Annotated in this window: 21 protein-coding genes; 11 read left to right on the forward strand and 10 right to left on the reverse strand. The window is 66.7% G+C overall.

The genetic code is table 11. The features are described 5' to 3' along the window. Window positions 1–18: 18 nt before the first annotated feature. Window positions 19–1,515: a xylulokinase gene (gene xylB / locus ABRP34_RS15955; RefSeq protein WP_353710951.1), complete on the forward strand. Its 1,497-nt coding sequence runs from the start codon at window positions 19–21 to the stop codon at window positions 1,513–1,515. Window positions 1,516–1,899: 384 nt separating this feature from the next. Next, window positions 1,900–3,636, forward strand: a complete 1,737-nt coding sequence (locus ABRP34_RS15960; protein WP_353710952.1) for a DUF222 domain-containing protein — start codon at window positions 1,900–1,902, stop codon at window positions 3,634–3,636. On the opposite strand, the gene ABRP34_RS15965 is transcribed toward ABRP34_RS15960, so the two are convergent. From ABRP34_RS15965 to ABRP34_RS15995, 7 genes are read right to left on the reverse strand one after another with little or no spacing between them, the layout of a single operon-like run. Then, window positions 3,626–4,738, reverse strand: coding sequence for a Gfo/Idh/MocA family oxidoreductase (locus tag ABRP34_RS15965; protein ID WP_353710953.1), 1,113 nt, complete (start codon window positions 4,736–4,738; stop codon window positions 3,626–3,628). The two genes, ABRP34_RS15960 and ABRP34_RS15965, sit on opposite strands and share 11 nt — an antisense overlap. After that, window positions 4,723–5,421 carry a ThuA domain-containing protein gene (locus ABRP34_RS15970; protein WP_353710954.1) on the reverse strand — a complete coding sequence of 233 codons (699 nt, stop codon included), beginning with the start codon at window positions 5,419–5,421 and terminating at the stop codon, window positions 4,723–4,725. The genes ABRP34_RS15965 and ABRP34_RS15970 overlap by 16 nt, the downstream gene beginning before the upstream one ends. 34 nt (window positions 5,422–5,455) lie before the next feature. After that, the gene (locus ABRP34_RS15975; protein ID WP_353710955.1) at window positions 5,456–6,460 is read right to left on the reverse strand and encodes a sugar phosphate isomerase/epimerase; all 1,005 of its coding nucleotides are present in this window, start codon (window positions 6,458–6,460) and stop codon (window positions 5,456–5,458) included. A 28-nt stretch (window positions 6,461–6,488) separates the two neighbouring features. Continuing rightward, window positions 6,489–7,697 (reverse strand): Gfo/Idh/MocA family oxidoreductase, encoded by a 1,209-nt coding sequence (locus ABRP34_RS15980; RefSeq protein ID WP_353710956.1) that lies wholly within the window; start codon window positions 7,695–7,697, stop codon window positions 6,489–6,491. Between the two features lie 30 nt (window positions 7,698–7,727). Continuing rightward, window positions 7,728–8,630 (reverse strand): carbohydrate ABC transporter permease, encoded by a 903-nt coding sequence (locus ABRP34_RS15985; RefSeq protein ID WP_353710957.1) that lies wholly within the window; start codon window positions 8,628–8,630, stop codon window positions 7,728–7,730. Next, window positions 8,630–9,532: a sugar ABC transporter permease gene (locus ABRP34_RS15990; RefSeq protein WP_353710958.1), complete on the reverse strand. Its 903-nt coding sequence runs from the start codon at window positions 9,530–9,532 to the stop codon at window positions 8,630–8,632. The genes ABRP34_RS15985 and ABRP34_RS15990 overlap by 1 nt, the downstream gene beginning before the upstream one ends. Before the next feature lie 4 nt (window positions 9,533–9,536). Further along, on the reverse strand, window positions 9,537–10,829 hold the full coding sequence (locus ABRP34_RS15995; protein WP_353710959.1) for an extracellular solute-binding protein: 1,293 nt from the start codon (window positions 10,827–10,829) through the stop codon (window positions 9,537–9,539). A 309-nt stretch (window positions 10,830–11,138) separates the two neighbouring features. On the opposite strand from ABRP34_RS15995, the gene ABRP34_RS16000 reads away from it, so the two are divergent. The 5 genes from ABRP34_RS16000 to ABRP34_RS16020 all read left to right on the forward strand — a co-directional run bounded on the left by ABRP34_RS16000 (window position 11,139) and on the right by ABRP34_RS16020 (window position 16,090). After that, complete coding sequence (locus ABRP34_RS16000; RefSeq protein WP_353710960.1) at window positions 11,139–12,227, forward strand: LacI family DNA-binding transcriptional regulator; 1,089 nt, start codon at window positions 11,139–11,141, stop codon at window positions 12,225–12,227. A 95-nt stretch (window positions 12,228–12,322) separates the two neighbouring features. After that, entirely contained in the window at window positions 12,323–14,047 is a 1,725-nt protein-coding gene (locus ABRP34_RS16005; RefSeq protein ID WP_353710961.1) for a HAMP domain-containing sensor histidine kinase, read from the forward strand. Between the two features lie 53 nt (window positions 14,048–14,100). After that, window positions 14,101–14,919, forward strand: a complete 819-nt coding sequence (locus ABRP34_RS16010; RefSeq protein ID WP_353710962.1) for an HAD family hydrolase — start codon at window positions 14,101–14,103, stop codon at window positions 14,917–14,919. 107 nt (window positions 14,920–15,026) lie between these two features. Beyond that, window positions 15,027–15,269 carry a hypothetical protein gene (locus tag ABRP34_RS16015; protein WP_353710963.1) on the forward strand — a complete coding sequence of 81 codons (243 nt, stop codon included), beginning with the start codon at window positions 15,027–15,029 and terminating at the stop codon, window positions 15,267–15,269. Between the two features lie 23 nt (window positions 15,270–15,292). Further along, window positions 15,293–16,090, forward strand: coding sequence for a glycerophosphodiester phosphodiesterase (locus tag ABRP34_RS16020; protein WP_353710964.1), 798 nt, complete (start codon window positions 15,293–15,295; stop codon window positions 16,088–16,090). Between the two features lie 25 nt (window positions 16,091–16,115). Here ABRP34_RS16020 and ABRP34_RS16025 read toward each other — a convergent pair whose 3' ends face one another. Then, the gene (locus ABRP34_RS16025) at window positions 16,116–16,565 is read right to left on the reverse strand and encodes a hypothetical protein (RefSeq protein ID WP_353710965.1); all 450 of its coding nucleotides are present in this window, start codon (window positions 16,563–16,565) and stop codon (window positions 16,116–16,118) included. Between the two features lie 172 nt (window positions 16,566–16,737). Between ABRP34_RS16025 and ABRP34_RS16030 the strand changes: the two genes are divergently transcribed. Both ABRP34_RS16030 and ABRP34_RS16035 read left to right on the forward strand, forming a co-directional pair. Then, window positions 16,738–16,965: a DUF6480 family protein gene (locus ABRP34_RS16030; RefSeq protein WP_003799677.1), complete on the forward strand. Its 228-nt coding sequence runs from the start codon at window positions 16,738–16,740 to the stop codon at window positions 16,963–16,965. 104 nt (window positions 16,966–17,069) lie between these two features. Then, a complete protein-coding gene (locus ABRP34_RS16035) occupies window positions 17,070–18,194 on the forward strand; it encodes a glycerate kinase (RefSeq protein WP_353710966.1) in 1,125 nt (374 codons plus the stop codon). 2 nt (window positions 18,195–18,196) lie between these two features. On the opposite strand, the gene ABRP34_RS16040 is transcribed toward ABRP34_RS16035, so the two are convergent. Next, a complete protein-coding gene (locus ABRP34_RS16040; protein ID WP_353710967.1) occupies window positions 18,197–18,694 on the reverse strand; it encodes a DUF6328 family protein in 498 nt (165 codons plus the stop codon). A 178-nt stretch (window positions 18,695–18,872) separates the two neighbouring features. On the opposite strand from ABRP34_RS16040, the gene ABRP34_RS16045 reads away from it, so the two are divergent. Both ABRP34_RS16045 and ABRP34_RS16050 read left to right on the forward strand, forming a co-directional pair. After that, complete coding sequence (locus ABRP34_RS16045) at window positions 18,873–19,772, forward strand: SDR family oxidoreductase (RefSeq protein WP_353710968.1); 900 nt, start codon at window positions 18,873–18,875, stop codon at window positions 19,770–19,772. 60 nt (window positions 19,773–19,832) lie between these two features. Beyond that, window positions 19,833–20,381: a hypothetical protein gene (locus ABRP34_RS16050; RefSeq protein WP_353710969.1), complete on the forward strand. Its 549-nt coding sequence runs from the start codon at window positions 19,833–19,835 to the stop codon at window positions 20,379–20,381. A 106-nt stretch (window positions 20,382–20,487) separates the two neighbouring features. On the opposite strand, the gene ABRP34_RS16055 is transcribed toward ABRP34_RS16050, so the two are convergent. Further along, window positions 20,488–21,840, reverse strand: a complete 1,353-nt coding sequence (locus tag ABRP34_RS16055) for a solute carrier family 23 protein (RefSeq protein WP_353710970.1) — start codon at window positions 21,838–21,840, stop codon at window positions 20,488–20,490. Window positions 21,841–22,058: the final 218 nt, after the last annotated feature.

Genomic DNA, 22,058 nt, shown 5'->3' on the forward strand with positions numbered 1-22,058 from the left:
ACTGTGACGGCTGCTCTTATGTCACTGGTTGCCGGCGTCGATTCCTCGACCCAAAGCTGCAAGGTCGTGGTGCTGGATGCTGAGACGGGCGCTCTGGTCCGGGAGGGCCGGGCCAGCCACCCGGACGGCACCGAGGTCCACCCGGACCACTGGTGGTGGGCTCTGTCCAAAGCGTTCGACGACTCCGGGGGACTCGCCGGGGTCAAATCACTTTCGGTGGGTGGCCAGCAGCACGGCATGGTGCTGCTGGATGCCGCCGGTGCGGTGCTGCGGCCGGCCCTGCTCTGGAACGACACCCGCTCGGCAGGCGCCGCCGCGGCCCTCACCGAAGAAGTCGGCGCGGAGGACTTTGCGCAACGGACAGGCCTGGTGCCCGTGGCCTCCTTCACGGTCACTAAGGTCCGCTGGGTCCGGGACCATGAGCCGGAAATCGCCGGCCGGGTTGCCGCCGTCGCCCTGCCGCACGACTGGCTGACCTGGCGCCTGCGGGGCTACGGCCCCGCAGGCGCCAGCCCGCTGGGGCCCGACCTGGGGCAGCTCACCACGGACCGTTCCGACGCCAGCGGCACGGGCTACTGGAACCCGGCAAGCGGCACCTACGACCTGGAGTTGTTCAGCCTGGCCTTCGGCCGCGGCGCCGTCGAAGCCGGAACCGAATCACACACTGAACGGTCCGGTGCGGTCATCCTGCCACGCGTCCTGGCACCGGGCGAGTCGCCTGGCCAGGTCCATCCTGCCGTCGCCGGGGAGGCGTTGCCGCCAGGGCACTCCGTGCTGCTAGGCGCGGGCGCCGGGGACAACGCCGCGGCGGCACTGGGCCTGGACGCCCGGCCGGGCGACGTCGTCGTGTCCGTGGGCACCAGCGGGACGGTTTTCGCCATCTCCGATGAGCCGGTCGGTGATCCGAGCGGGACGGTGGCGGGTTTCGCGGATGCGAGTGGCCTGTTCCTGCCGATTGCCGTGACCCTCAATGCAGCGCGGGTGCTGACGTCGGTGGCCGGGCTGCTGGGGGTGGACTACGACGAGCTGTCCCGGCTGGCGCTGGAGGCTGAACCGGGTGCGGGCGGCGTGGTGCTGGTCCCGTATTTCGAGGGGGAGCGGACGCCCAACCTGCCGCACGCGACGGCCAGCTTCTCCGGGCTGACCATCGCCTCGACCACGCGCAGTAACTTTGCACGGGCCGCCGTCGAAGGGATGCTGTGCGGGCTGGCGGGAGGACTGGATGCCCTCCGAGCCCTGGGCCACCCGGCCGAGCGGCTTCTGCTGATCGGCGGCGCGGTGCAGAACCCTGCGGTCCAGCGGATTGCGGCCCAGGTTTTCGACCTGCCCGTGCTGGTTCCGAGCCCTGGCGAATACGTGGCCCGGGGAGCTGCCGTGCAGGCGGCCTGGGCACTGACGGGGGAGCGGCCGGCGTGGAACGTGGCGCTGGACGGCCACCCCGAGCCGGACTTCCGGCCTGCCATCGCGGAACAATACAGGGCGGAGCAGCGCAAAGCGGAGCAGGGCGCCAGTTGAAGTCCTCCGCTGGTTGAGTCCGTCGCTGGTTGAGCCTGTCGAAACCTGAGCCGCTGGTTGAGCCTGTCGAAACCTGAGCCGCTGGTTGAGCCTGTCGAAACCTGAGCCGCTGGTTGAGCCTGTCGAAACCTGAGCCGCTGGTTGAGCCTGTCGAAACCTGAGCCGCTGGTTGAGCCTGTCGAAACCAACAGGCTCAACCGGGGGAGCCTCTGCCTGTCGGCGGCACCCAACTGGGTAGCACTTCAGGGCCTTCTCAGCGCTGGGAACGCCCTAAGGTGCTACCCAGTTTCGTTGTCCGGTGGGTTCAAGAAGTTTTTTGGATCACGCCCTCAGCCTGCGTCCGATCGGCCCTTTATTGTCGTACCACCTTGGCAGACTGTATTCATGGAAAGCTTCGGGAATTCGGCACTGACAGAAGGAGCGCCGCACGGCGGCGTTTTGCAGGCTGCCGCGGTTCCTGACGGGTTTCCGTATGACGATGACCCCAACTTCGTGGACTCCGACGGCGTTCCTCCGGAGGACCCTTTGCCCGAGGCCCTGCTTGCGGACGATGAGTTCCCGGAGGACCCGTTTCCCGAGGACCTGTTTGCCGACGTTCTGTTCGCCGATGGCGCCGCTCCTAGCGCCGGTACCGGCACTGATGGGCGCGGGCCCGGTACGCTGCGGCCGGCTTTGGCGGATAGGGTCGCCGCGGCAACCGCCCTTCTGCGGGCTGATTTGAACGCCGGCAGTGCCGGGCTGATCGACCAGACGCACGCCTTCGAGAACGTCAAGAATATGCTTGCCGGGCAGCAGGCGAGGCTTGCCGTGACCTTCGAGATCCGGCACCGTCAGGAACATGCCGAACCCGGGACGCGGGCAGGCCTTGCGCAGGACGGCCCTAAGACGCTCGCTGCCGAAGGCTTCGGCAAGAAACGCCCCAAGGAACACAGCCTGGGCGCGGCCGAACAGATCGCCCTGGCTCGCGGCGAGTCCCCGCACCGCGGCGGCCGGCTGCTTGGCATGGCCAAGGCGCTGGTCACCGAGATGCCCCACACGCTGGCCGCACTGGACACCGGCCAGCTCAACGAAGAACGCGCCACGCACCTCGTGAAAGAAACAGCCTGCCTGAGTGTCGAAGACCGGTCAGCGGTCGATGAGGAGCTGGCTGCGGATACGGGGACTTTCACCGGCGCCGGGACCCGGGCCGTCATCGCCGCTGTGAAGGCCGCCGCTATCCGGCGGGACTCCCGCTCGGTCACCCAGCGTGCCAGCCACGCCGCGTCAGAGCGGTCCGTGAGCCTGCGCCCGGCCCCGGACTGCATGACCTACCTGACAGCCCTGCTCCCCGCCCATGAGGGAATCGCGGTCTACGCGGCCCTGGCACGGCAAGCGGACACCCTCAAGTCCGCCGGTGACTCGCGCTCCCGGAACCAGGCCATGGCCGACACCCTCGTCGAGCGCACCACCGGCACCCGAGGCGGCATCACCGGCATCGACATCAGCCTCATCATGACCGACCGCACGCTCCTCCAAGCCGACAGCGAACCCGCCCGCCTCGCCGGCTACGGCGTTGTCCCAGCCGCCTGGGCCCGGGACCTGATAACGCAGGAACAGGGAGAAGAAAGCGAGGAGCTCAAAACCTGGATCCGACGGCTCTACACCGCCCCCGGGACCGGTGACCTCGTCGCCATGGACTCGCCGCGGCGGCTGTTCCCTGCACCGCTGCGCCGCTTCATCCAAATCCGGGACGACACCTGCCGCACCCCCTACTGCGACGCCCCCATCCGCCACCACGACCACATCATCCCCTGGCACAACGACGGCCCCACCTCGTTGAGTAACGGCGCGGGATTGTGCGAAGCATGCAACCACACCAAGGAACTGCCCGGCTGGAAAGCCCAACCCAGACCCGGCCCACTGCACACCCTCGAACTCACCACCCCCACCGGCCACACCTACTACTCCACCGCACCACCACTGCCGGGAACGCCACTGCCCGGATCCGGACAAATCGGAACCGGGCTGCCCGAAATAACCCGCACGGTACGGTCAGCATTGATCCGACAAACGGTGAAGCGGCGGCGGAAATACCGCCGCCGCCGAACCTGGCCAAGAGAGGAATCAGGTCCTACGAGCTGACCTCGGCGACCTGCGCGGCCAGCGCCGTCAGTTCCACCGGCTCCGGACGGGCCGCCGTACTCTTGATCTGAACTGCGGAACCCGTCCGGGCCGAAGCCAGCATGGACTCCATCACGTCGAGGACGTGGTAGGCCAGCTGCCCGCCGGCGCGCGGCTCTGAGCCCTGTGGTGTTGCGGCGAGGTCGGCGATCCCGAAACCGCGTCCGGAGTCGACGTAGCCCGCCGAGACTGGCAGGGTCTGCCAGTCGTCCGCGCCAAGCGGGAAGACCTGGACGTCGCCGTCGAAATGGTTCGGGTCGGGCACCGCCAAGGAGCCGCGTTCACCGTGGATTTCGATGTTGGGCGACTTGGACTTTACGGCGTCGAAGCTCATGAGCAGCGTGGACAGTGCACCGGAAGCGTGCACCAGCACCCCAGTGACATGCGAGTCGACCGCCACCGGCACCGCCTCACCAGCGCGCGGCCCGGAGCCGATGGTCCGCTCGTTGCGGGTGTGGCTTGCGGCACCGACGACGGAGACCACCGGGCCCAGCAGCGTGACCAGCGCGCTCACATAGTACGGACCCATGTCCAGCAGCGGTCCGCCGCCGGGCTGGTAGTAGAAGTCCGGGTTGGGATGCCAGCGTTCGTGACCGGGCGTCACCATGGTGGCTGTGGCACTGATCGGCGCGCCGATCTGGCCGTCGTCGATCGCCTTGCGGGCGGTCTGGATCCCGGTGCCGAGCACCGTGTCGGGGGCGCAGCCGACGACGACGCCCGCCTCGCGTGCCGCCTCCAGCACCTGCCGCGCCTCGGCGGTGGTCGCCGCGAGCGGCTTCTCCCCGTACACGCCCTTTCCGGCGGCAATGGCCTTGAGTGCAACGTGGGCGTGGGCCGCGGGGATGGTCAGGTTCAGGACGAGGTCGACGTCGTCCGCGGCGAGGAGGCTGTCCACGGAAAGTGCGCGGACGCCGTCGTAGTCGTCCGCAACAGCCTGGGCGCGTGCGGGGTCCAGGTCGGCCACGGCCACCAGTTCGATCTGGTCCAGCCGGCGGAAATTCGTGAGGTACTGGGCGATGATGGCGCCGCAGCCAATAATTCCTACTTTCAACGGCTTGCCCACAGCAGGCCCCTTTCGATGATGGTGCGGACGTTGCTGTCCTGGAGGACGTCGACGTGATGGCCGGGGGTAGTGACGAAGATCCGGCCCTTGCCCCATTGGCGGGTCCAGACGGCCGGTGAGGTCACCTCGCGGTGCCAGGGGTCCCACTCGCGGACCTTCTGGGTGGTGGTGGCCAGGACGTCGATGTAGTCGTCGGCCAGGACCCAGTACTGCTCGGTGACAAGTTCGAAGTCGGAGATGCCTTCGGTGATCGGGTGGTGGGCGGCGGCCGGGAGCATGTTCACCGTGTACGGCACGTAGTTGTCGGACTGCTCCCCGATGCGCTCGTCCGGATGCTTTCCGGGGTGGCACGCGAACTGGCCGCCGATCAGGTGCAGGTAGTCGGAGTTGTTGCGGTAGGAATCCGCGATCCCGCCGTGCCAGCCGGCCAGGCCCGTGCCGTTCTCGACGGCGGCCCGCAGTCCCTCGAACTCGTCCCTTTCAATCGTGGTCATGGTCATGCACTGCATGATCAGGTCCACGCCCGCCATGTAGGCGGCGTCGGCGTAGACCTTGGGCGATTCCTCGACCCGTACGTCGTACCCGTTGCTTTTCAGGTACGGGATGAAAAGCTCGGTGGCTTCGAAGGGCTGGTGGCCGTCCCAGCCGCCGCGCACCACCAGGGCGGACTTGTTTCCGGTCATGACAAAGCTCCTTTGGTTAAGAGGTATCGGTGGTTCAGCGGGTGGCGAAGGCGGCGTCGAATGCCGTGGCGGGCGGGGCAATGGCCGCGAGGTTCTTGACCAGTGCGAGTGCCTGCGGCGCACCGGTCAGCCGGTCCATGCCGGCATCCTCCCATTCGATGCTGGTGGGGCCGGCGTAGCCGATGGCGTTCAGGGTGCGGAAGATCCTGTTCCACTGCACATCCCCGTGCCCCGCCGTGACGAAGTCCCAACCACGGTGCGGATCCGCCCAGGCCAGGTGCGAGCCGAGCCGGCCGTTGCGCCCGTCAAGCTGGCGCACGCACTCCTTCACATGCACGTGCAGGATGTGCTCGGCGAAGTCCTGCAGGAACATCACGGGGTCCAGGTCCTGCCAGATGAAGTGGGACGGGTCGAAATTCAGCCCGAAGGCGGCCCGGTGCCCGATGGCTTCCAGGGTGCGCTTGGTGGTCCAGTAGTCGTAGGCGATCTCGGAGGGATGCACCTCAAGGGCAAAGCGGACCCCGACCTCCTCGAACACGTCGAGGATAGGGTTCCACCGGTCAGCGAAGTCCCGGTACCCGGCGTCGATCATGGCCTGCGAAGCGGGCGGAAACATCGCCACGGCCTTCCAGATGGAGGAGCCGGTAAACCCGGTCACGGTCTTCACGCCAAGCCTGGCCGCGGCCCGGGCGGTGTCCATCATGAACTGCGCCGCCCTGGTGCGGACGCCCTCCGGATCGCCGTCGCCCCAGACTGCAGGCGTCAGGATGCCCTGGTGGCGCTCGTCGATCGGGTCATCGCAAACAGCCTGCCCGGTGAGGTGGTTGGCGATGGCGAAGACTTGCAGGTTGTTCTTCTCCAGGATGTCCAGCCGGCCCTGGAGATAGGAATCGTCCTCTGCGGCGCGCCGCGGATCAAGGTGGTCGCCCCAGCAGGCGATCTCCAGGCCGTCAAAGCCCCACTCTCCGGCGAGGCGGGCTACCTCCTCGAAAGGCAGGTCGGCCCACTGGCCGGTGAAGAGTGTTATGGGTCGTGTCATCGGGTTTCCTGTTCTGCAGTCATGGGTCTCAGACTTTCTGCCATTGGCTGGAGTTGGCTGCGCTGGCCTCCACAGCGGCCAGTACGCGCTGGACCTGCAGGGCGTCCGCGAAGGACGGTTCCGGCTGCGTGCCCTGTGCAAGCGCGTGAACGAGGTCCACCACCTGGTGGGTGAAGCCGTGCTCGTACCCGAGGCCGTGCCCGGTGGGCCACCAGTTGCCGACGTACGGATGCTCAGGTTCGGTGACGAAGATCCGGCGGAAGCCAGCGTCGGGTGATTCGGCCGCATCGTAGAAGGAGAGGGCATTCATGTCCTCGAAGTCGAAGGCGAGGGAAGCTTTGGTGCCGTTCAGTTCCAGCCGCATCGCGTTCTTCCGCCCCAGTGCGTAGCGGGTCGCCTCGAAGACGCCGACGGCGCCCCCTGCGGTAGCGCCGCCGTCGAACCTTGTGTCTTCAAAGCGGGCGCTGAAGATCGCGGCGTCATCAACGGTGACGGCCCCGCGGGGCGCGTCCTGGCCGACGTCGCCGTGACCGCCGAGGCCCACCAGGTCCCCGGCCAGGGGCCGCTCGGGAACGAACGTCTCCAGAAGCGCGGAAACGCCGGTGATCTTCTGCCCGGTGATCCACTGGGCCGCATCGATGCTGTGCGCTCCGATGTCCCCCAGAGATCCGGATCCGGACTTGCTCTTGTCCAGCCGCCACGTCATGGGTGCGTTCTCATCGGACAGCCAGTCCTGAAGGTACTGCGCGCGGACATGGCGGATGGTCCCCAGCCGGCCTTCGTCCACCATGCGCTTGGCAAGTGCCAGCGCCGGCGTGCGGCGGTAGCTGAATCCGCACATCGCAAAGACACCCCGTTTCGCAGCCGCCTCTGCCACAAGGGTCATCCGCTCCGCCTCCTCAACGGAGTTGGCCAGCGGTTTTTCGCACAGCACGTGCTTGCCGGCCTCGAGGGCGGCGGCCGCGATCTCGGCGTGGGTGTTGCCGGGCGTGCAGATATCGATCAGATCGATGTCGTCGCGTTCGATCAGCCGGCGCCAGTCCGTTTCGGCCGACTCCCAGCCGAGCTTGTCCGCGGCGGCCCTGACGCCGCTGGCATTTCGGCCCGCGACGGCGGTGAGTTGCGGCTGCAGGGGCAGGTCGAAGAACCGGGGCGCTGTACGCCAGGCCTGCGAATGGGCGGCCCCCATGAAGGCGTAGCCCACCATGCCGACCCGCAGCGGCTTTGCGGTTGTCATCCAATGTCCTTTCGTGGGAAATCCGTGTAGTTACTTGCTGAAACCGGCAGTCAGGCCGCTGATCAGCTGGCGTCGGGCCACGATGTACAGCACCAGCAGTGGCAGCGTGGCCAGCACTACCGAGGCGAGCACCGCGGGGATGTTGACGCTGAATTCGCCCTGGAACGTCCACAGCGAGAGCGGCAGCACCCGCGTGGCGGGGCTCTGGGTGAGGATCAGCGGGAACAGGAAGCCGTTCCAGACGTGCAGGGCGTTGTAGATACCCACGGTGATCACCGCGGGCTTGGTCATCGGCAGGGCCAGCCGCCACAGCATGGCCCAGTCCGAGCAGCCGTCCAGCCGCATCGACTCGAACAGCTCGTTGGGTACGTCCCGCATGAAGTTCGACAGGATGAGGACGGACACCGGAATGGCGAAGGCGATGGACGGCAGGATCAGGGCCAGCAGTGTGTCGTACAGGTGGGCCCGGGTGATCATCCAGTAGATCGGGATGATGGTGGCGTGAAGCGGAATGGCCAGGCCCAGGAGGAACAGGTTGTTGGTCCAGTTCACGAACCGGCCTTTGCCCCGGACGATCGCGTATGCAGCCATGAACGAGACGAACAGCGCCGGAATGACCGTGCCCAGCGTGACCACGACGCTGTTCAGGAAGTACCGGGCAAAGTCGTTTTCCAGCACCAGCTTGTAGTTGTCCAGTGTCGGTTCGGCCGGCGGAAGCATGGGGTTGGTGGCAAAGAATCCGGCCTGGTTCTTCAGGCTGGTGATCACCACGTAGTAGATGGGCAGGACGATCACCGCGAGCCAGAGCCAGCCGCCGAAGCCGCCGGGCAGGTTTGGCCGACGGCGGCCGGCGCGCCTGGAGTTCTGGCGCGGTGCGGCGTGGGTAAGGACAGGTGCCTCCGGAGCCGCGGGGAGCTGCGTTGTGGAAGCCATCAGGCTCCTTCCAATTGGCTGTCGTTCCGGTTCTTGCCGCCGAGGCGCTGCAGCAGCAGGGCCAGGCCCAGTCCGATGACGACCAGGATCACGCCCAGGGCGCTCGCCGCACCCATGTCGTTGGCCTTGAAACCGGTCAGGTACATGTGCAGCGGCAACAGCCGGGTGCTGTAACCCGGGCCGCCGCCGGTGAGAACGAAAATCAGGTCAAAGTACGCCAGGCTGCCCACCACCATGAGCGTGGAGGAGGTGATGACGGTGTACTTCAGCTGGGGCAGGGTGATGTTCAGGAACTGCCGGACCCGCCCCGCGCCGTCGATCTCCGCGGCCTCATACAGCGAAGTGGGGATCTGCCGCACGCCGCCTTGGTAGATGAGGGTGTGGAACGGGACGAACTGCCACGCGATGACGAAGACCACCACGAACAGGACGAGGTCGGAGTTACCCAGCCAGTCCTGGATCAGGAACGGCACCTGAAGGCCCGGACCCAGGCCGAAGTTCGGGTCCAGCAGCGCCTTAAAGGCAATGGCGACGGCGGCTGAGGAGAGCAGGAGCGGGAGGAAGTACAGGACGGCGAGCGCTGCCCGGTACTTCTGGCTTCCTGCAGTGAAGACGCCGAGCAGCAGGCTGATCGGAGCCTGGACGATGAACGAGAAGAACATGATCTTGGCGGTCACCAGCAGGGCGTTGCCGGTGACGGCGTCGGTGAGTACCGTGGTCCAGCTGGCCAGACCCTCAAACCGGATCTCGCGCAGGCCGTCCCAGCTGGTGAAACTGAGGAAAACGACGCCGGCCAGCGGGACGACGGCGAACACCAGGAAGAAGACAAGGGCCGGCGCTGCCAGCCACCCCGACGGGCCCGTGTCGCGGACCCGCCGGCGGTCGGAACTCGTGATGGTCACGCTGTTACTTCCCGATCGTGGCGTTCATCGTGGCGACGAACTGCTCCGGGGTGATCTTCTTGAGGAAGATCTGGTCAAGGTTGGACAGCATCGCGTCGCCCTGCGCGGGGCTCAGCGCCTGGTCCCAGGAGAGTGTGAAGCTGGGTGCCCTCTTGGCCAGGCCGTAGACGAAGGTGAGGAAGTCCTTGTCGGGTGAAGCCTCGAGCTTGCTGTCGATGCCGTTGACTACCGGGACGGCGCCGGAGGCAATGAGGGCATCGGTGTCGGCGTCAGTAAACATGCCATGCTTGACGTAATTGAGGGCGGCCTTCTTCTGCTCGTCGGTGGCCTTGGCGGAGATTGACCAGAAGTTGGAAGGATTGCCCACCACGTTGGCGGGGTCGCCCTTGCCGCCTTCGACGGTGGGGAAGGTGGTGAAGCCGAGCTTGCCGCCGGTGACGAAGCTGCCTGCGTCCTTCTTCATGCCCTGGTAGATCCAGCCGCCCTGCAGGACCATGGCCGCCTTGCCCGTGTAGAGCAGGGCCTGGTCGGCGTTGCTGTCCGCGGCGATGGAGGAAAAGCCGTTCACGAAGCCGCCGGCGTCCACCAGCTGCTGGATCTTGGTCAGCGCCTCGGTCACAGCGGGGTCCGACCACGCGTTGGGCTTGTCTGCAGCGATGTTCGCGAAGACCTCGGGACCGCCGATGCGCTCAACGAGGTACTCCAGCCACATCAGGTCCGGCCACTTGGACTGGCCGCCCAGGGAGAACGGGGCGACGCCGGCCTCCTTGAACTTCGGCACGAGCGCCATCAGCTCGTCCCAGGTCTTGGGTGGCTGGGCGCCGACCTTGTCGAAGACTTCCTTGTTGTAGTACAGAACCACGGGCTGGACATTGTTGTTCGGCAGGGCGTAGGTCTTGCCGTCGATCTCGCCGTTCTTCAGGACGGAAGGAAGATAGCGCTCCTTCACCTCGGGGTTCTCCTTGACGAAGGCGGAGAGGTCCTCCACCTGGCCCGCATCAACATAGGACTTCAGGACACCGCCGCCCCAGCCGTAGATAAAGGTGGGGCCTTCGCCGGCGCCGACGGCGGTGCGGACCTTGGTCTTGTAGGCATCGTTGGCGAAGAAATCCAGTTTGATGGACTGGTCGGAGTGTGCGCTGTTCCAGGCCTCGACGGATTTCTGCAGTACAGGCTGGTTTCCGCCCGTCAGGCCCCACATGGAGGCCGAACCGTCACCTGCCGCGGTGGATCCGGCCGGGCCGCTGGAGCCGCAGGCAGCCAGGCTCACAGAGAGGGCGGCTGCTGAGATTGCCATCGCGACCGAGCGCAACTTTCGAGTTGTCATCTGAACATTTCCATTCATCCATCGGGCTCGACGCTGATAGCCCGGCTTTGCTTATACGGGAGACCGCCTGGAATCAGGCGGCACTGCCCATGAACTGTTTGCTGAGACGTTCACCGCTGCTTCGAAATATTTCGATAAAATTTGCGGTGTGAGATAAAACATAACGACGGTGCGGGGATGCGTCAAGGCTTTCTTTTGCGACCAAAGCGTGATGGGGCGTTGACGAAAGCATAGGAACCCTGCAGACTGAGGTCTCGAAATCTTTCGAAAAGGGAACGGATGTCCAGGATCGAATCTCAAGGCAAGCTGACGTTGGCGGCCGTGGCGCGGGAGGCGGGTGTCTCCACTCCCACTGTCTCCAAGGTGATCAACGGCAGGGACGACGTCTCTGCGGACACACGTGCCAAAGTGCTGACCGCGCTGGCGCGGACCGGTTACAAGTCCCCCCTGCAGAACCGCCGGAACGTCTCGGGCCGTCAAATGGTCGAGGTGGTCATCGACAATCTGGAATCCGGCTATGCCGTAGAGGTGCTCAACGGCGTGCTGGAGTCCGCAGCCGTCTCGGACATCGAAGTCCTGCTGAACGTCACCGGCAAGCAGGGCGCATCAACCCTGACCCCGGAGCAGCGCGCCCAGCGGATCGTGGATGAGGGCCGCTGCGGCATGATCGTCGTGACATCAGCCTTCGGGGATGCCCAGCTGGATGCCTTTCACCGGCGGAAGATCCCCGTGGTGGTCATTGACCCCCTGAATCCGCCGCCGGGGGACGTGGTCAGCGTCGGTGCAAGCAACTGGGCGGGAGGAAAGGCCGCGACCTCCCACTTGCTGGAGCTTGGCCACCGCCGGATTGCCTTCCTCGGCGGCCCGGATACGGCCGAATGCAACCAGGCGCGTCTGCACGGCTATATGGCGGCCATGCGGTCCGCCGGCGTGGGCGTCGAGGACGAGTATGTCCTGTCGGGTCATTTCCGGTCGGAACACGGCGCCAAGGGCATGAAGCACCTGCTTGGACTGGACCAGCCTCCCACGGCCATCTTCGCCGGCAGCGACAGCATTGCCTTGGGTGTGCTCGCCGAAGCGCGCCGGCAGGGGATCCGGGTGCCTGAGGACATGAGCCTGGTCGGCTTCGACGGCACCTACCAGGCTGAGGAGTCGGTGCCGCCGCTGACGTCGGTTTCGCAGCCGCTGCAGGAGATGGGTGCCACTGCCCTGCGGTTCGTCCTGCGCCAGATGCGGGGCGAGGTGCTGGATTCGCGAAGGGTGGAACTCGCCACCCAACTGGTGGTCAGGGAGTCCACGGCGCCGCCGCGGGAAGAGGGGGCGGCGCGGAAAAACCGGCTTCGTAAAGATGGGATTATCTCGGGCTAGCCTCGGCTCGGCCGCCTCCTGCCGGTTAGGCTGTGACCAGTGCCTTCAAGCAGCTGGAGGAACGTACTTCATTCTGCTCCGGGGGGAAGAGACTGATGAGCCAGGTAAGTGAAACGCGTGCCCAGTCGGAACAACTGCCCGGCGGCGGCTCCCGCTCCGATGTGGCGGATAAGGTCGACGCACTCTTTGGCAGCCTTGGCGATCGCGGCCGCGTCATAGTCCGGCAGTTGCCCCTTTCCGTCACGGTGCTGCTGGTGGTTGCCGCGGCCCCAGTCTTTCACCCGGAGACATTGGCCGACCCACGCTTCCGGCTCGCGTTGCTGGCGCATACCGCGCTTTTTGTCCTGAGCGTGGCCGCTCCCTGGGGCAGGCTTCCGGCCAGCACATGGGTGCTGATTCCGGCGCTGGACTGTGTGGCCATCGGTTTCACGCGGGAGGCGGGCGGTCCCAGCTTCAGCGTCTTGAGCCTTCTGCTGGTCTTTCCGGTGGTCTGGCTGTCCGTCGACCGCAACAGGGCCGGCGTCGTCCTCGCCGTGGCCGCAACCGTCCTCAGCACTGTGCTGCCCGCGGCGGCCATGGGCACCCCGCCCACGCAGGGGTCGATGATCCGGACGATCTTCCTGCCGCTTGTCATGGCCGCCATCGCAGTGACGGCCCACGTGGTGGCGGGCACGCTTTACCGCCAGCGCGAGACACTGGTCAGGAAGGACGAAGCGCTCGCGGACACGGCCGCCGAGAGCATCCGCCGGCAGCAACTCCTTGACGCAGTGCTTTCCACTGTCCATGTTGGCGTGTGGGTCGTTGACCAGAACGGACGGGACGTGCTGACCAACAAAGCCCTGCAGGCGGACGCGGCGCTGTCCGGACTGGCCCCGTCAGCAAGCCAGCCGCGGCTGTTCGAAGCTGACCGGATCACTCCGGTGGCACCGGAGCGCTTTCCGACAGCGCGCGCCGCCGCTGGCGAGACGTTCACCGACGCGCTGTACTGGGCCGGTGAAACCAAGGCCAGTGAAAGCAAGGCCAGTGAAAGCATTGCCGGCGAGGGCGAGGATATGCGCGCCTATTCGGTCACGGCCCGCACCATGAGTTCCGGGAACGGCGATCATGCCGGTGCCGTGATCACTTTCGCCGAGGTCACGGCGCTGATCCGTGCCCTGTCGGCCAAGGACAACTTCGTCGCCACAGTGTCGCACGAGCTCCGCACCCCGCTGACCTCCATCCTGGGATACCTCGAACTGGTCCTGGACGAGCCCGGTCACGAAGACATCGAAGACGAGCTGAAGATCGTGCAGCGCAATGCCACTCACCTGCTCGGCCTTGTGAACGATCTGATCGCCGTCGCTTCGGAACGCGTGGAACTGAACCTGCAGGAAACCGACGTTGCCGGCCTGCTGGCAGGCGCCGTGGCTTCCGCGCGCGCCCATGCCACTGGCAGTGCTGTGGAACTGGTCCTCGAGGTCGAGGAGCCCCTGACAGCCCGCGTCGATCCGGGGCGGATCCGCCAGGTGTTCGGCAATCTGGTGTCCAACGCGATCAAGTTCTCGCCGGACGGGGGACGGGTTATCGCGCGTGCCCACCGGGCGGACAGCCACGTTGTGTGCTCCATCGCGGACACCGGCATCGGCATGGACCGGCAGGAACAGGAGCAGGCGTTCACCAAGTTCTTCCGGTCCGCCCGCTCACGAGAGACTGCCATTCCGGGCGCCGGACTGGGACTGCCGATCAGCAAGACCATCGTCGAGGGCCACGGCGGTTCCATCAGCCTGCGGAGCGAGCCCGGCAAGGGGACTACCGTGACGGTGAACTTGCCCGTCTCCTGAGCCGGAGTCGGCTGCCGCGGAGACCATGCACTCCGCCCACGTAAACTGGCAGCATGCGGTTGGTAGCGAGTGACATAGACGGAACGATCCTTGGACACGACGGAAAAATCAGTGACCGCACCGTCCGTGCCTTCCACGCCTGCCGGAGGGCCGGCGTCGAACTTGTCTTCGTCACCGGCCGCCCGCCGCGCTGGCTGCACCCGCTCGAGGAGCAGCTGGGCCACACCGGCACCGTGATTTGTTCGAACGGCGCCGTGGTCTGGGACCTCGAAGCGGACAAGGTTGTCTCGGCGCAGACCATGGCCATCGACGACATCTTCGAAATCCGGCGGATCATCAAGAAGGTGCGCCCCACCGCCCTCTTCGCCGCCGAAACCCTCACCGGCTTCCACCTCGAGCCGGGCTTCATCGAAAACGGCTCAAGCGAACTGCTGTCCGAATTCACCCCTGCCCCGCTGGACTCGACACTCACCGCGGAGGACGCCGTCGTCAAGTTCCTGGCCATCGTCCGCGAAGGCACGGCCGACGAGTTCCTCGCGGAGGTAAGTCCCGCCGTCGGGAGCCTCGCGTCGGTGACGCACTCGGCGCCCACCGTCGCCATGCTGGAACTCGCCGTACCCGGGATCAACAAGGCCGTCACGCTGGCCGAATACGCCGCCTCGCTGGGGATAGATGCCGCGGACGTTGTGGCGTTCGGCGACATGCCCAACGACATTGAGATGCTCCGCTGGGCTGGCCACGGCTACGCCATGGCCAGCGGGCATCCGGAGGCGATCCGGGCGGCAGGCCAGCAGGCGCCGCATTTTGACGACGACGGCGTGGCCCAGATTCTTGAGGAAAAGCTCGCCGCGCTGGGGCTTCAGCTCCCGTAAGCCGGCCGTCGCCCGCCTGTCACCGAACTCCCGGCTGGCGGTCAACCTGCGTTCATGTGCGGACCGTAGGGTGTGGCCTGTTGGGTGAGTGACCGATAGGGGACATCGTGGCCAGGAAAAAGAGCAAAAATGCGGCCGAGGCTCCGCTGCGTCCCGTGGAGCCCGCCCCGCACTGGTCGGCCCTGCGCGAGGGGGACCGGGTCAGTGTCCGGCTGGCACCGGGGATTGAAACCGGCGGCCTAGTTTCGGCTGTCACTCCGGACCGCACCGTGGTGTGGGTGGATCTCGACGGGGGCCGCGGCCGCACGCTCCTGCACTGCAGCGACGGCGTGGAGATCCTGCCCGCCTGAGGGTGCTCCGTTAAGCTTCGGGGATGACGGGAACCCTGCCTTACTTCTCCACTGCCGGGCCTGTGGCCTTAGCCCACCGCGGATTTTCGCGTAGCGGCCTGGAAAACTCGCTGGCGGCGTTCCGCGCCGCCGTCGAGCTTGGCTATTCCCACCTCGAAACGGATCTCCACACCACGTCCGACGGCGAGCTGCTCCTCTTCCACGATCTGACCCTGGACCGGGTCACAGACGGTCACGGCCGGATCCGTGGTCTCACGGCAGCCGAGGTGCGGCGCGTGCGGATCGGCGGGACCGAGCCTGTGCCCACGTTTGACGAACTTGTGGCGGCATTTCCGAATACGCGCTTCAATCTCGAGGTCAAGGACTGGCACTCCGTCCCCAGCGTGGTGGCCGCGATAGAGCGGCACCAGGTCCATGACCGGGTGCTGATAGCCAGTTTCTCCGACCGCCGGCGCCGCGCGGTCCTGAAGCAGCTCAGCCGCAGGACCGCGTCGTCGGCGGGGACGCAGGCCAGCGCCCTCGTCCTGGTGCTGGGGCCGCTGCTGTCCGTTCGCGCGCTCAGGTCACCGGTACGCGCCGTGCTGGGCCGGGCGCTGCGCGACGTCGATGCCCTGCAGGTCCCCGTCCGCTACCGGGCCATCCCCGTCATCACCCCGGGATTTGTGCGCCGGGCGCATGAGCTCGGGCTGTACGTGCACGCCTGGACCATCAACGACCCCGCCGAGATGCACCGGCTGCTCGACCTCGGCGTGGACGGGATCGTCTCCGACCGCGCCGACCTGCTGAAGGAAGTCCTGCAGTCACGCGGGCAGTGGGGCTAGGTATCCGGCCAGGCGCGCTCAGGACCTAACCGCGTCCCAGGCCGGTGCCCGGGTCCTGGTCCCCTTCGGAAGGATCTGCCCGCATTTCCTCCGGATCCGGATCGGGAAGACCTGCCGGGCCGGGCACGCCGCGCGCTGCTTCCGTGGCGTCCGTGGCGCTTGCCGCGCCGATGCCGCCGGACGCCGGCACTCCGGTTGACCTGTCGGATTCGTCGCCGGACGTGTCCGCCGTGCCCTGGCCACCGCTCGCCTCGGTGCCCGGGCCCTGCGGCGTGTAGGTGGTGCGGCCGCTTTGCTGCGGGCCGAGGTCGTCATCCCCGGCGTTGGAACCTTCGCTGATGGAGGAGTGGACTTGGATGTCCTCGTCGGATGCTCCGGGCTCAGGAACGTGAGCGTCATCCGTGGGATCGGACGTCTGCGCCAGGTCCTCCATTGCGTTTTCCGCTGCTTTGCCAATGCTGTCGCCGATTCCCATCAGTTTGCTCCTTCGATACGTTCCGGCGGGGGCCGGACTGCGTGGCATCTGACTGTTCCAGAATTATCAGCATGCTTACAATTAGTCCAGTGCTGCCGGACCCGGCAGCATGAGTCCGTCACCGAAGTCCGTCGCCACGCCGGCGGCTTGTTCCAAGGAGGACCGCAGGACCATGAGCACCTACCATCCCGAAAATGACCCGGCCAATCCGGACCGGGACGCCGCCAGGACAGACGAAGCCAAGGCAGAGGGACCTGCAGGCGGGGACCCGGCCGCCACGCCCAACCCCGACCCCCTGGACGGCAACATCACCGGACTTGAGCCCGGCGGGGGAGTGCCGCCCGGCGAGACGCCGCCCGCCGAAGACCAGATGAGCGGCGACCAGGGGCACGACGAATAAGCAGCAGCTGGACGCCGGCATCACCACCAGCCTCAGGAGCCTGAAGCTGACCGCATGACGGACCGGGCAAGCCCATTCCCCGGCGCTGATGGCAGGATAGGGGCATGCGTATCCTCATCGCCCCTGACAAATTCAAGGGATCACTCACCGCCGTCGAAGCCGCCGCCGCCATCGCCGAGGGTGCACTCCGTGTCTACCCGGACGCCGTGACCACCCAGTTTCCGATTGCCGACGGCGGCGAGGGAACCCTGGAAGCCGCCGTCGCCGCCGGCTACGAGGAAAGGATCAACGCCGTTGTTGGTCCCATCCTGGCCCCCATTGGCGCCGCTTGGGCCCTCCGGAAGGACAAGTCCGGCGCCACCACTGCAGTCATCGAGACCGCGCAGGCTTCCGGCCTGGCCCACATGGAGCCCACACCGGAGAACTCCCTGCGGGCGCACAGTTACGGCTGCGGCCAGCTCATTGCCGCTGCCCTCGACGCCGGGGCCACGGAAATCGTGCTGGGCGTCGGCGGCTCGGCCATGACCGACGCCGGCAGCGGTGCCCTCCGCGCGCTGGGCCTCAAGCCGCTCGACGCCGCGGGGAACGTGGTGCCGCTGGGCGGCGGCTCGCTGGCCGACGTCGTTTCCCTCGATGTCTCCGGCCTGGACCCGCGGCTGTCCGCGGTCCAGTTCCGGATTGCCTGCGACGTCCAGAGCCCGCTCTACGGCACCACCGGCGCCGCGCATGTCTTCGGCCGCCAGAAGGGCGCCGACGACGACGCCATTGAAAAACTCGACGCCGGCCTGCGCAACTGGGCATCCCTCCTCCGGGAGGCGACGGGGCGGGACATCAACGTCCCCGGCGCCGGCGCCGCCGGCGGCTTCCCGGCGTCGTTCCTGGCCTTCACCCAGGCCACCCTGGAAGGCGGATTCGCGCTGGTTGCCGCGCTGACCGGGCTGGCCGGGAAGCTTGCCGACGCCGACCTGGTGATCACCGGCGAGGGCTCCATGGACTCGCAGTCGCTCACCGGCAAGGCCCCGATCGCGCTTGCGGAGGCCGCCCGGGAGCGGGGCATCCCCGTGGTCGCGGTGGCGGGACGCATCCTGGTCACGCCGGAGGAACTGGCCGAACATGGCGTGGTGGCTGCGGCGCAGCTGCTGGATGTTGCACCCAGTCCGCAGGACGCCATCTCCGACGCCGGCAAATACCTCGCCTGGGCCACGCGCCAGGTGCTGGAAGGGGCCTGACGCTACTGCTCTTCCTTCCTGGCCTTCCTGTGCAGGTGCACGGGGACATAGGCCAGGAGGATGGCCAGCACGGCCAGCAGCACGCCGCCGGCGATGAGGCCCACCCTGCGGCCGGCCGTAACGTCGAACACCAGCGCGGCGGTTCCCACACTCAGGGCCGCCACGCCGCCGAGGGCGATTTTGGTGATGTTGTCCGCGCTGGCTACGAGGGTTGCCTTGAGCCGCTTCCGGAACAGCCGGCGGTGGACGCTGACCGGCAGGAGGATGAACGCCGTGGTCAGCGCGGCAAGGGCCACGTTCACGAGGTAGAGATTGACCTGGTAGTCATCGAGGGTTTCAAAGCGCTGCTGGAACGGCAACGTCAGCAGGAAACCGGCAAGGATCTGGACGCCGGTCTGCAGGACCCGCAGCTCTTGGATCAGTTCCATCCAGTTCCGGTCCAGCTGCTCCTCGCGGGTCTCGTTCCGGCCGCTGCCGGCCGGGGCATCCGGATCGGTCATTAGCCCTCCTCTGTCGTGCCCGTGGCGTGCGAGTTTGCCTCAAACCTAGGCTCAAGTCTGCCCTAATTCAACAAATGCTAAGTTTACTGACTAGCTTTGCGCCAGGTGGTGGACTTGCTCCGCAAACCTGCGTTAGGTTCGAACAACCGGCAGCCCGACAATGTGAGCAGGTGGACAAATGAGCGACCCAGCCAAGCAGTCTGACCAACCCGGTGATCCCCGGGGGACGTACCATTCAGGGCCCTTTCCAAGGCAGGAACAGAAGCAGCCGGGCCTGACCGCACCCATGGACCCGCAACCGGACCACGGCGAGCTGAGCTACGAAGGAAGCGAGGCGCTGGAGGGCAAGGCGGCGCTCATCACGGGCGGCGACTCCGGCATCGGCAAGGCGGTGGCCATCGCCTTCGCACGCGAGGGGGCCGACGTCGCCATTTCCTACCTTCCCGAAGAGGAGGCCGACGCGCAGGACACCGCCGAATGGATCCGCAAGACCGGCCGGCGGGCACTGCTCCTCGCCGGTGACGGCAGGAACGAGGACTTCAGCACGGCGATAGTCCAGGACGCTGTTGCTGAGTTCGGCCGGCTCGATGTGGTGGTGCTCAACGCCGCCTACCAGAAGAACCGCGACAGCCTTGAAACGCTGCCCACGGAGGAGTTCGACCGCGTCTTCAAGACCAACCTGTACTCCCTGCTGTGGACTGCCCGGGCAGCGGTGCCGCACCTGAAAGCCGGTGCCTCGATCATCACCACGGCCTCCATCCAGGCATTCAATCCCTCTCCCGGGCTCATTGACTACGCCATGACCAAAGCGGCCCAGGTGGCCTTCACCAAAGCCCTCGCCCAGGAACTGGGACCCAAGGGGATCCGCGTGAACGCCGTGGCGCCCGGGCCCATCTGGACGCCGCTCATCCCCGCCACCGAATGGCCGGACAAGCTGCCCAAGTTCGGTCAGGACACCCCGCTGCAGCGCGCCGGCCAGCCTGCCGAGCTCGCCCCCGCCTACGTTCTGCTGGCTTCCGACGCCGGTTCGTACATGTCCGGGGCGGTGGTTCCCGTGACCGGCGGAAAAGGCCTGTGAGTTTTCCCGAATACCCAACAATTCCCAGCCAAGCAATTCCCCACCAAGCAGGAGGAACAGATGAGCCAGGACAACCAGCACGCCGCCCCTGAAGAGGAAGTGGGAGGCTACGGCACACCCACCGCGGAACAGGAAGCCGGCGGCCAGCAGTTTGCCCAGCCCCGGGAAGAGGAGGACTTCGATGCCGCGGGCCTGAACCAGAACAGCCCCGAGGGTGAGACCTTCCAGACCGGCACGCCGAACCTCAGCCACTTCGCCGAGGAAGACCAGGACAGCTCCGGCGAACCCGGCGCAGGGCGCTTCGGCGGAACCGATGAGCAGCTGCACGCCGAGAACGAAAGCAGCGTGGCGGGCTTTGACCCGGCCCCCGGCGAATCACCGCTGCCGCGCGATCCGGACGCCTCACCCGGGGCGGGCGCCGAAGACGCGGACACGGCCGTACCCTCTGCGGACGCCGAAATCGACGAAGGCAACGCTGACGAATCCGGCGCCGGGCAGTTCTCCTCGGAACCCGGGCAGGACGCCTCGGGCATTCCGGACGGTAGCGGGGACGACCTGCCGAAGGAGAAGTCACCCAACGACGACGACGAAACGTTCGACGCCGGGTAAGCATTTTTGCACCGCTTGAGAAACCGGCAAGGCCGCGGCACCCCGTTCGAACAGGGGCGCCGCGGCCTTGCCGTTTGGGCCGGAGCCACAAAGTGGTGCAGAAATGCTAGCGCTTTTTGGGCTGCCTCTTCGCTGCGGCGTTGATGGCCGCCTTGGCTGCGGGCGGCAGGCCCTGCTGCTCGGTCTCGGGCTCGGCAGCGGTGCCGCGCGCCCGCGCGATGGCCTTCATGCCGTGGTAGATCACCAGGGCTGCAGCGGACCCGAGCGCGATGCCCGTGAACTTCAGTTCCCCGACGGTCCAGGTGTAGTCCGCGATGCCGATGATGAGGGAGACCGCGGCGGTGGTCAGGTTGACCGGGTTCGAAAAGTTGACCTTGTTCTGGACCCAGATCTTCACACCGAGGACGCCGATCATGCCGTACAGCATGGTTGCCGCGCCGCCCAGCACGCCCGGCGGAACGGTGGCGATCAGTTCGCCGAACTTCGGTGAGAAGCTCAGCAGGATGGCGAAGATGCCGGCCACCCAGTAAGCAGCCGTGGAGTAGACCTTGGTGGCAGCCATGACGCCGATGTTTTCCGCATAGGTGGTGGTGCCTGAGCCGCCGCCGAAGCCGGCGAGCACCGTGGCGGCGCCGTCGGCCATCAGGGCACGGCCGGAGACCCCGTCCAGGTTCTGGCCGGTCATGGCGGACACGGACTTAACATGGCCGATGTTCTCCGCCACCAGGACCAGGACCACAGGAACGAACAGGCCCACCACGCCGAGGTGGAACTCCGGGGTCTGGAAGTGGGGGAGGCCCACCCACGGGGCGGCGTCCATCTTGGAGTAGTCCACCTCGCCCCGGAGCATGGCCACAAGGTAGCCCACCACCACACCCACCAGGATGCTGAGGCGGCCAAAGATCCCGCGGAACAGGACGCTCACCACGATGATGGTCACCAGCGTGATCAGTGCTGTCACGGGGGCGGCATCGAAGTTGTTCTTCGCGGCCGGAGCCAGGTTGAGCCCTATCAGGGCCACGATGGCGCCGGTGACAATCGGCGGCATCAGCCGGTTGATCCAGCCGGCGCCGAACTTCTGCACGATCGCGCCGATCACGGCGAGGCCGGCTCCGGCCAGCACCACGCCGCCCAGCGCGCCGGGCACGCCGAACTGCTGCTGGGACGCCGTGATGGGGGCGATGAACGCAAAGCTTGACCCGAGGTAGCTGGGAACCCGGCCCTGGGTGATCACGAGGAACAGGAGCGTGCCGATGCCGGAGAAAAGGAGGGTGGTGGCCGGCGGCATGCCGGTGATGATCGGCACCAGGAAGGTGGCGCCGAACATGGCCACGACGTGCTGCATTCCCACGCCGATGGTCAGCGGCCACGTGAGCCGTTCGCCGGGAGCCACAACTTCGCCCGGACGCACTGCCTTGCCGTTGCCGTGCAGCTTCCATTTGGTTCCGAGCATGCTCATTGGCGGGGCCTTTCGGAGAGGGAGTTTGCCCGCTCGCCGGGCTGGATCTTCAGGAGCAAGAATACCCCGCCGGACGCGGGCACGAGAGGGCATCCTGCCGGCAGTGTGTCCAGCAAGCAGGCGCCTGGGTGTGTCAAACGTCACGCCGCCCATTTGGCTGTTCCGGGAAGAGCCTGCCGCTGCATCCGGTTGAACCCGGGGAAAGCAACTGAACCACC

Origin of the sequence: Arthrobacter sp. K5 (assembly GCF_040448525.1) — a bacterium.
Classification (GTDB): Bacteria; Actinomycetota; Actinomycetes; order Actinomycetales; family Micrococcaceae; genus Arthrobacter; species Arthrobacter globiformis.

Bases quoted from the DNA above. Each gene is read 5' to 3' on its own strand.
- ABRP34_RS15980 (WP_353710956.1), bottom strand. From the start codon at position 7,697: ATGACAACCGCAAAGCCGCTGCGGGTCGGCATGGTGGGCTACGCCTTC.
- ABRP34_RS16010 (WP_353710962.1), top strand. From the start codon at position 14,101: ATGCGGTTGGTAGCGAGTGACATAGACGGAACGATCCTTGGACACGAC.
- ABRP34_RS16050 (WP_353710969.1), top strand. From the start codon at position 19,833: ATGAGCCAGGACAACCAGCACGCCGCCCCTGAAGAGGAAGTGGGAGGC.
- ABRP34_RS16055 (WP_353710970.1), bottom strand. From the start codon at position 21,840: ATGAGCATGCTCGGAACCAAATGGAAGCTGCACGGCAACGGCAAGGCA.
- ABRP34_RS16020 (WP_353710964.1), top strand. From the start codon at position 15,293: ATGACGGGAACCCTGCCTTACTTCTCCACTGCCGGGCCTGTGGCCTTA.
- ABRP34_RS16005 (WP_353710961.1), top strand. From the start codon at position 12,323: ATGAGCCAGGTAAGTGAAACGCGTGCCCAGTCGGAACAACTGCCCGGC.
- xylB (WP_353710951.1), top strand. From the start codon at position 19: ATGTCACTGGTTGCCGGCGTCGATTCCTCGACCCAAAGCTGCAAGGTC.
- ABRP34_RS16040 (WP_353710967.1), bottom strand. From the start codon at position 18,694: ATGACCGATCCGGATGCCCCGGCCGGCAGCGGCCGGAACGAGACCCGC.
- ABRP34_RS15975 (WP_353710955.1), bottom strand. From the start codon at position 6,460: ATGACACGACCCATAACACTCTTCACCGGCCAGTGGGCCGACCTGCCT.
- ABRP34_RS16035 (WP_353710966.1), top strand. From the start codon at position 17,070: ATGCGTATCCTCATCGCCCCTGACAAATTCAAGGGATCACTCACCGCC.
- ABRP34_RS15970 (WP_353710954.1), bottom strand. From the start codon at position 5,421: ATGACCGGAAACAAGTCCGCCCTGGTGGTGCGCGGCGGCTGGGACGGC.
- ABRP34_RS15960 (WP_353710952.1), top strand. From the start codon at position 1,900: ATGGAAAGCTTCGGGAATTCGGCACTGACAGAAGGAGCGCCGCACGGC.
- ABRP34_RS16045 (WP_353710968.1), top strand. From the start codon at position 18,873: ATGAGCGACCCAGCCAAGCAGTCTGACCAACCCGGTGATCCCCGGGGG.
- ABRP34_RS16000 (WP_353710960.1), top strand. From the start codon at position 11,139: ATGTCCAGGATCGAATCTCAAGGCAAGCTGACGTTGGCGGCCGTGGCG.
- ABRP34_RS15985 (WP_353710957.1), bottom strand. From the start codon at position 8,630: ATGGCTTCCACAACGCAGCTCCCCGCGGCTCCGGAGGCACCTGTCCTT.
- ABRP34_RS16025 (WP_353710965.1), bottom strand. From the start codon at position 16,565: ATGGGAATCGGCGACAGCATTGGCAAAGCAGCGGAAAACGCAATGGAG.
- ABRP34_RS16030 (WP_003799677.1), top strand. From the start codon at position 16,738: ATGAGCACCTACCATCCCGAAAATGACCCGGCCAATCCGGACCGGGAC.
- ABRP34_RS15995 (WP_353710959.1), bottom strand. From the start codon at position 10,829: ATGGCAATCTCAGCAGCCGCCCTCTCTGTGAGCCTGGCTGCCTGCGGC.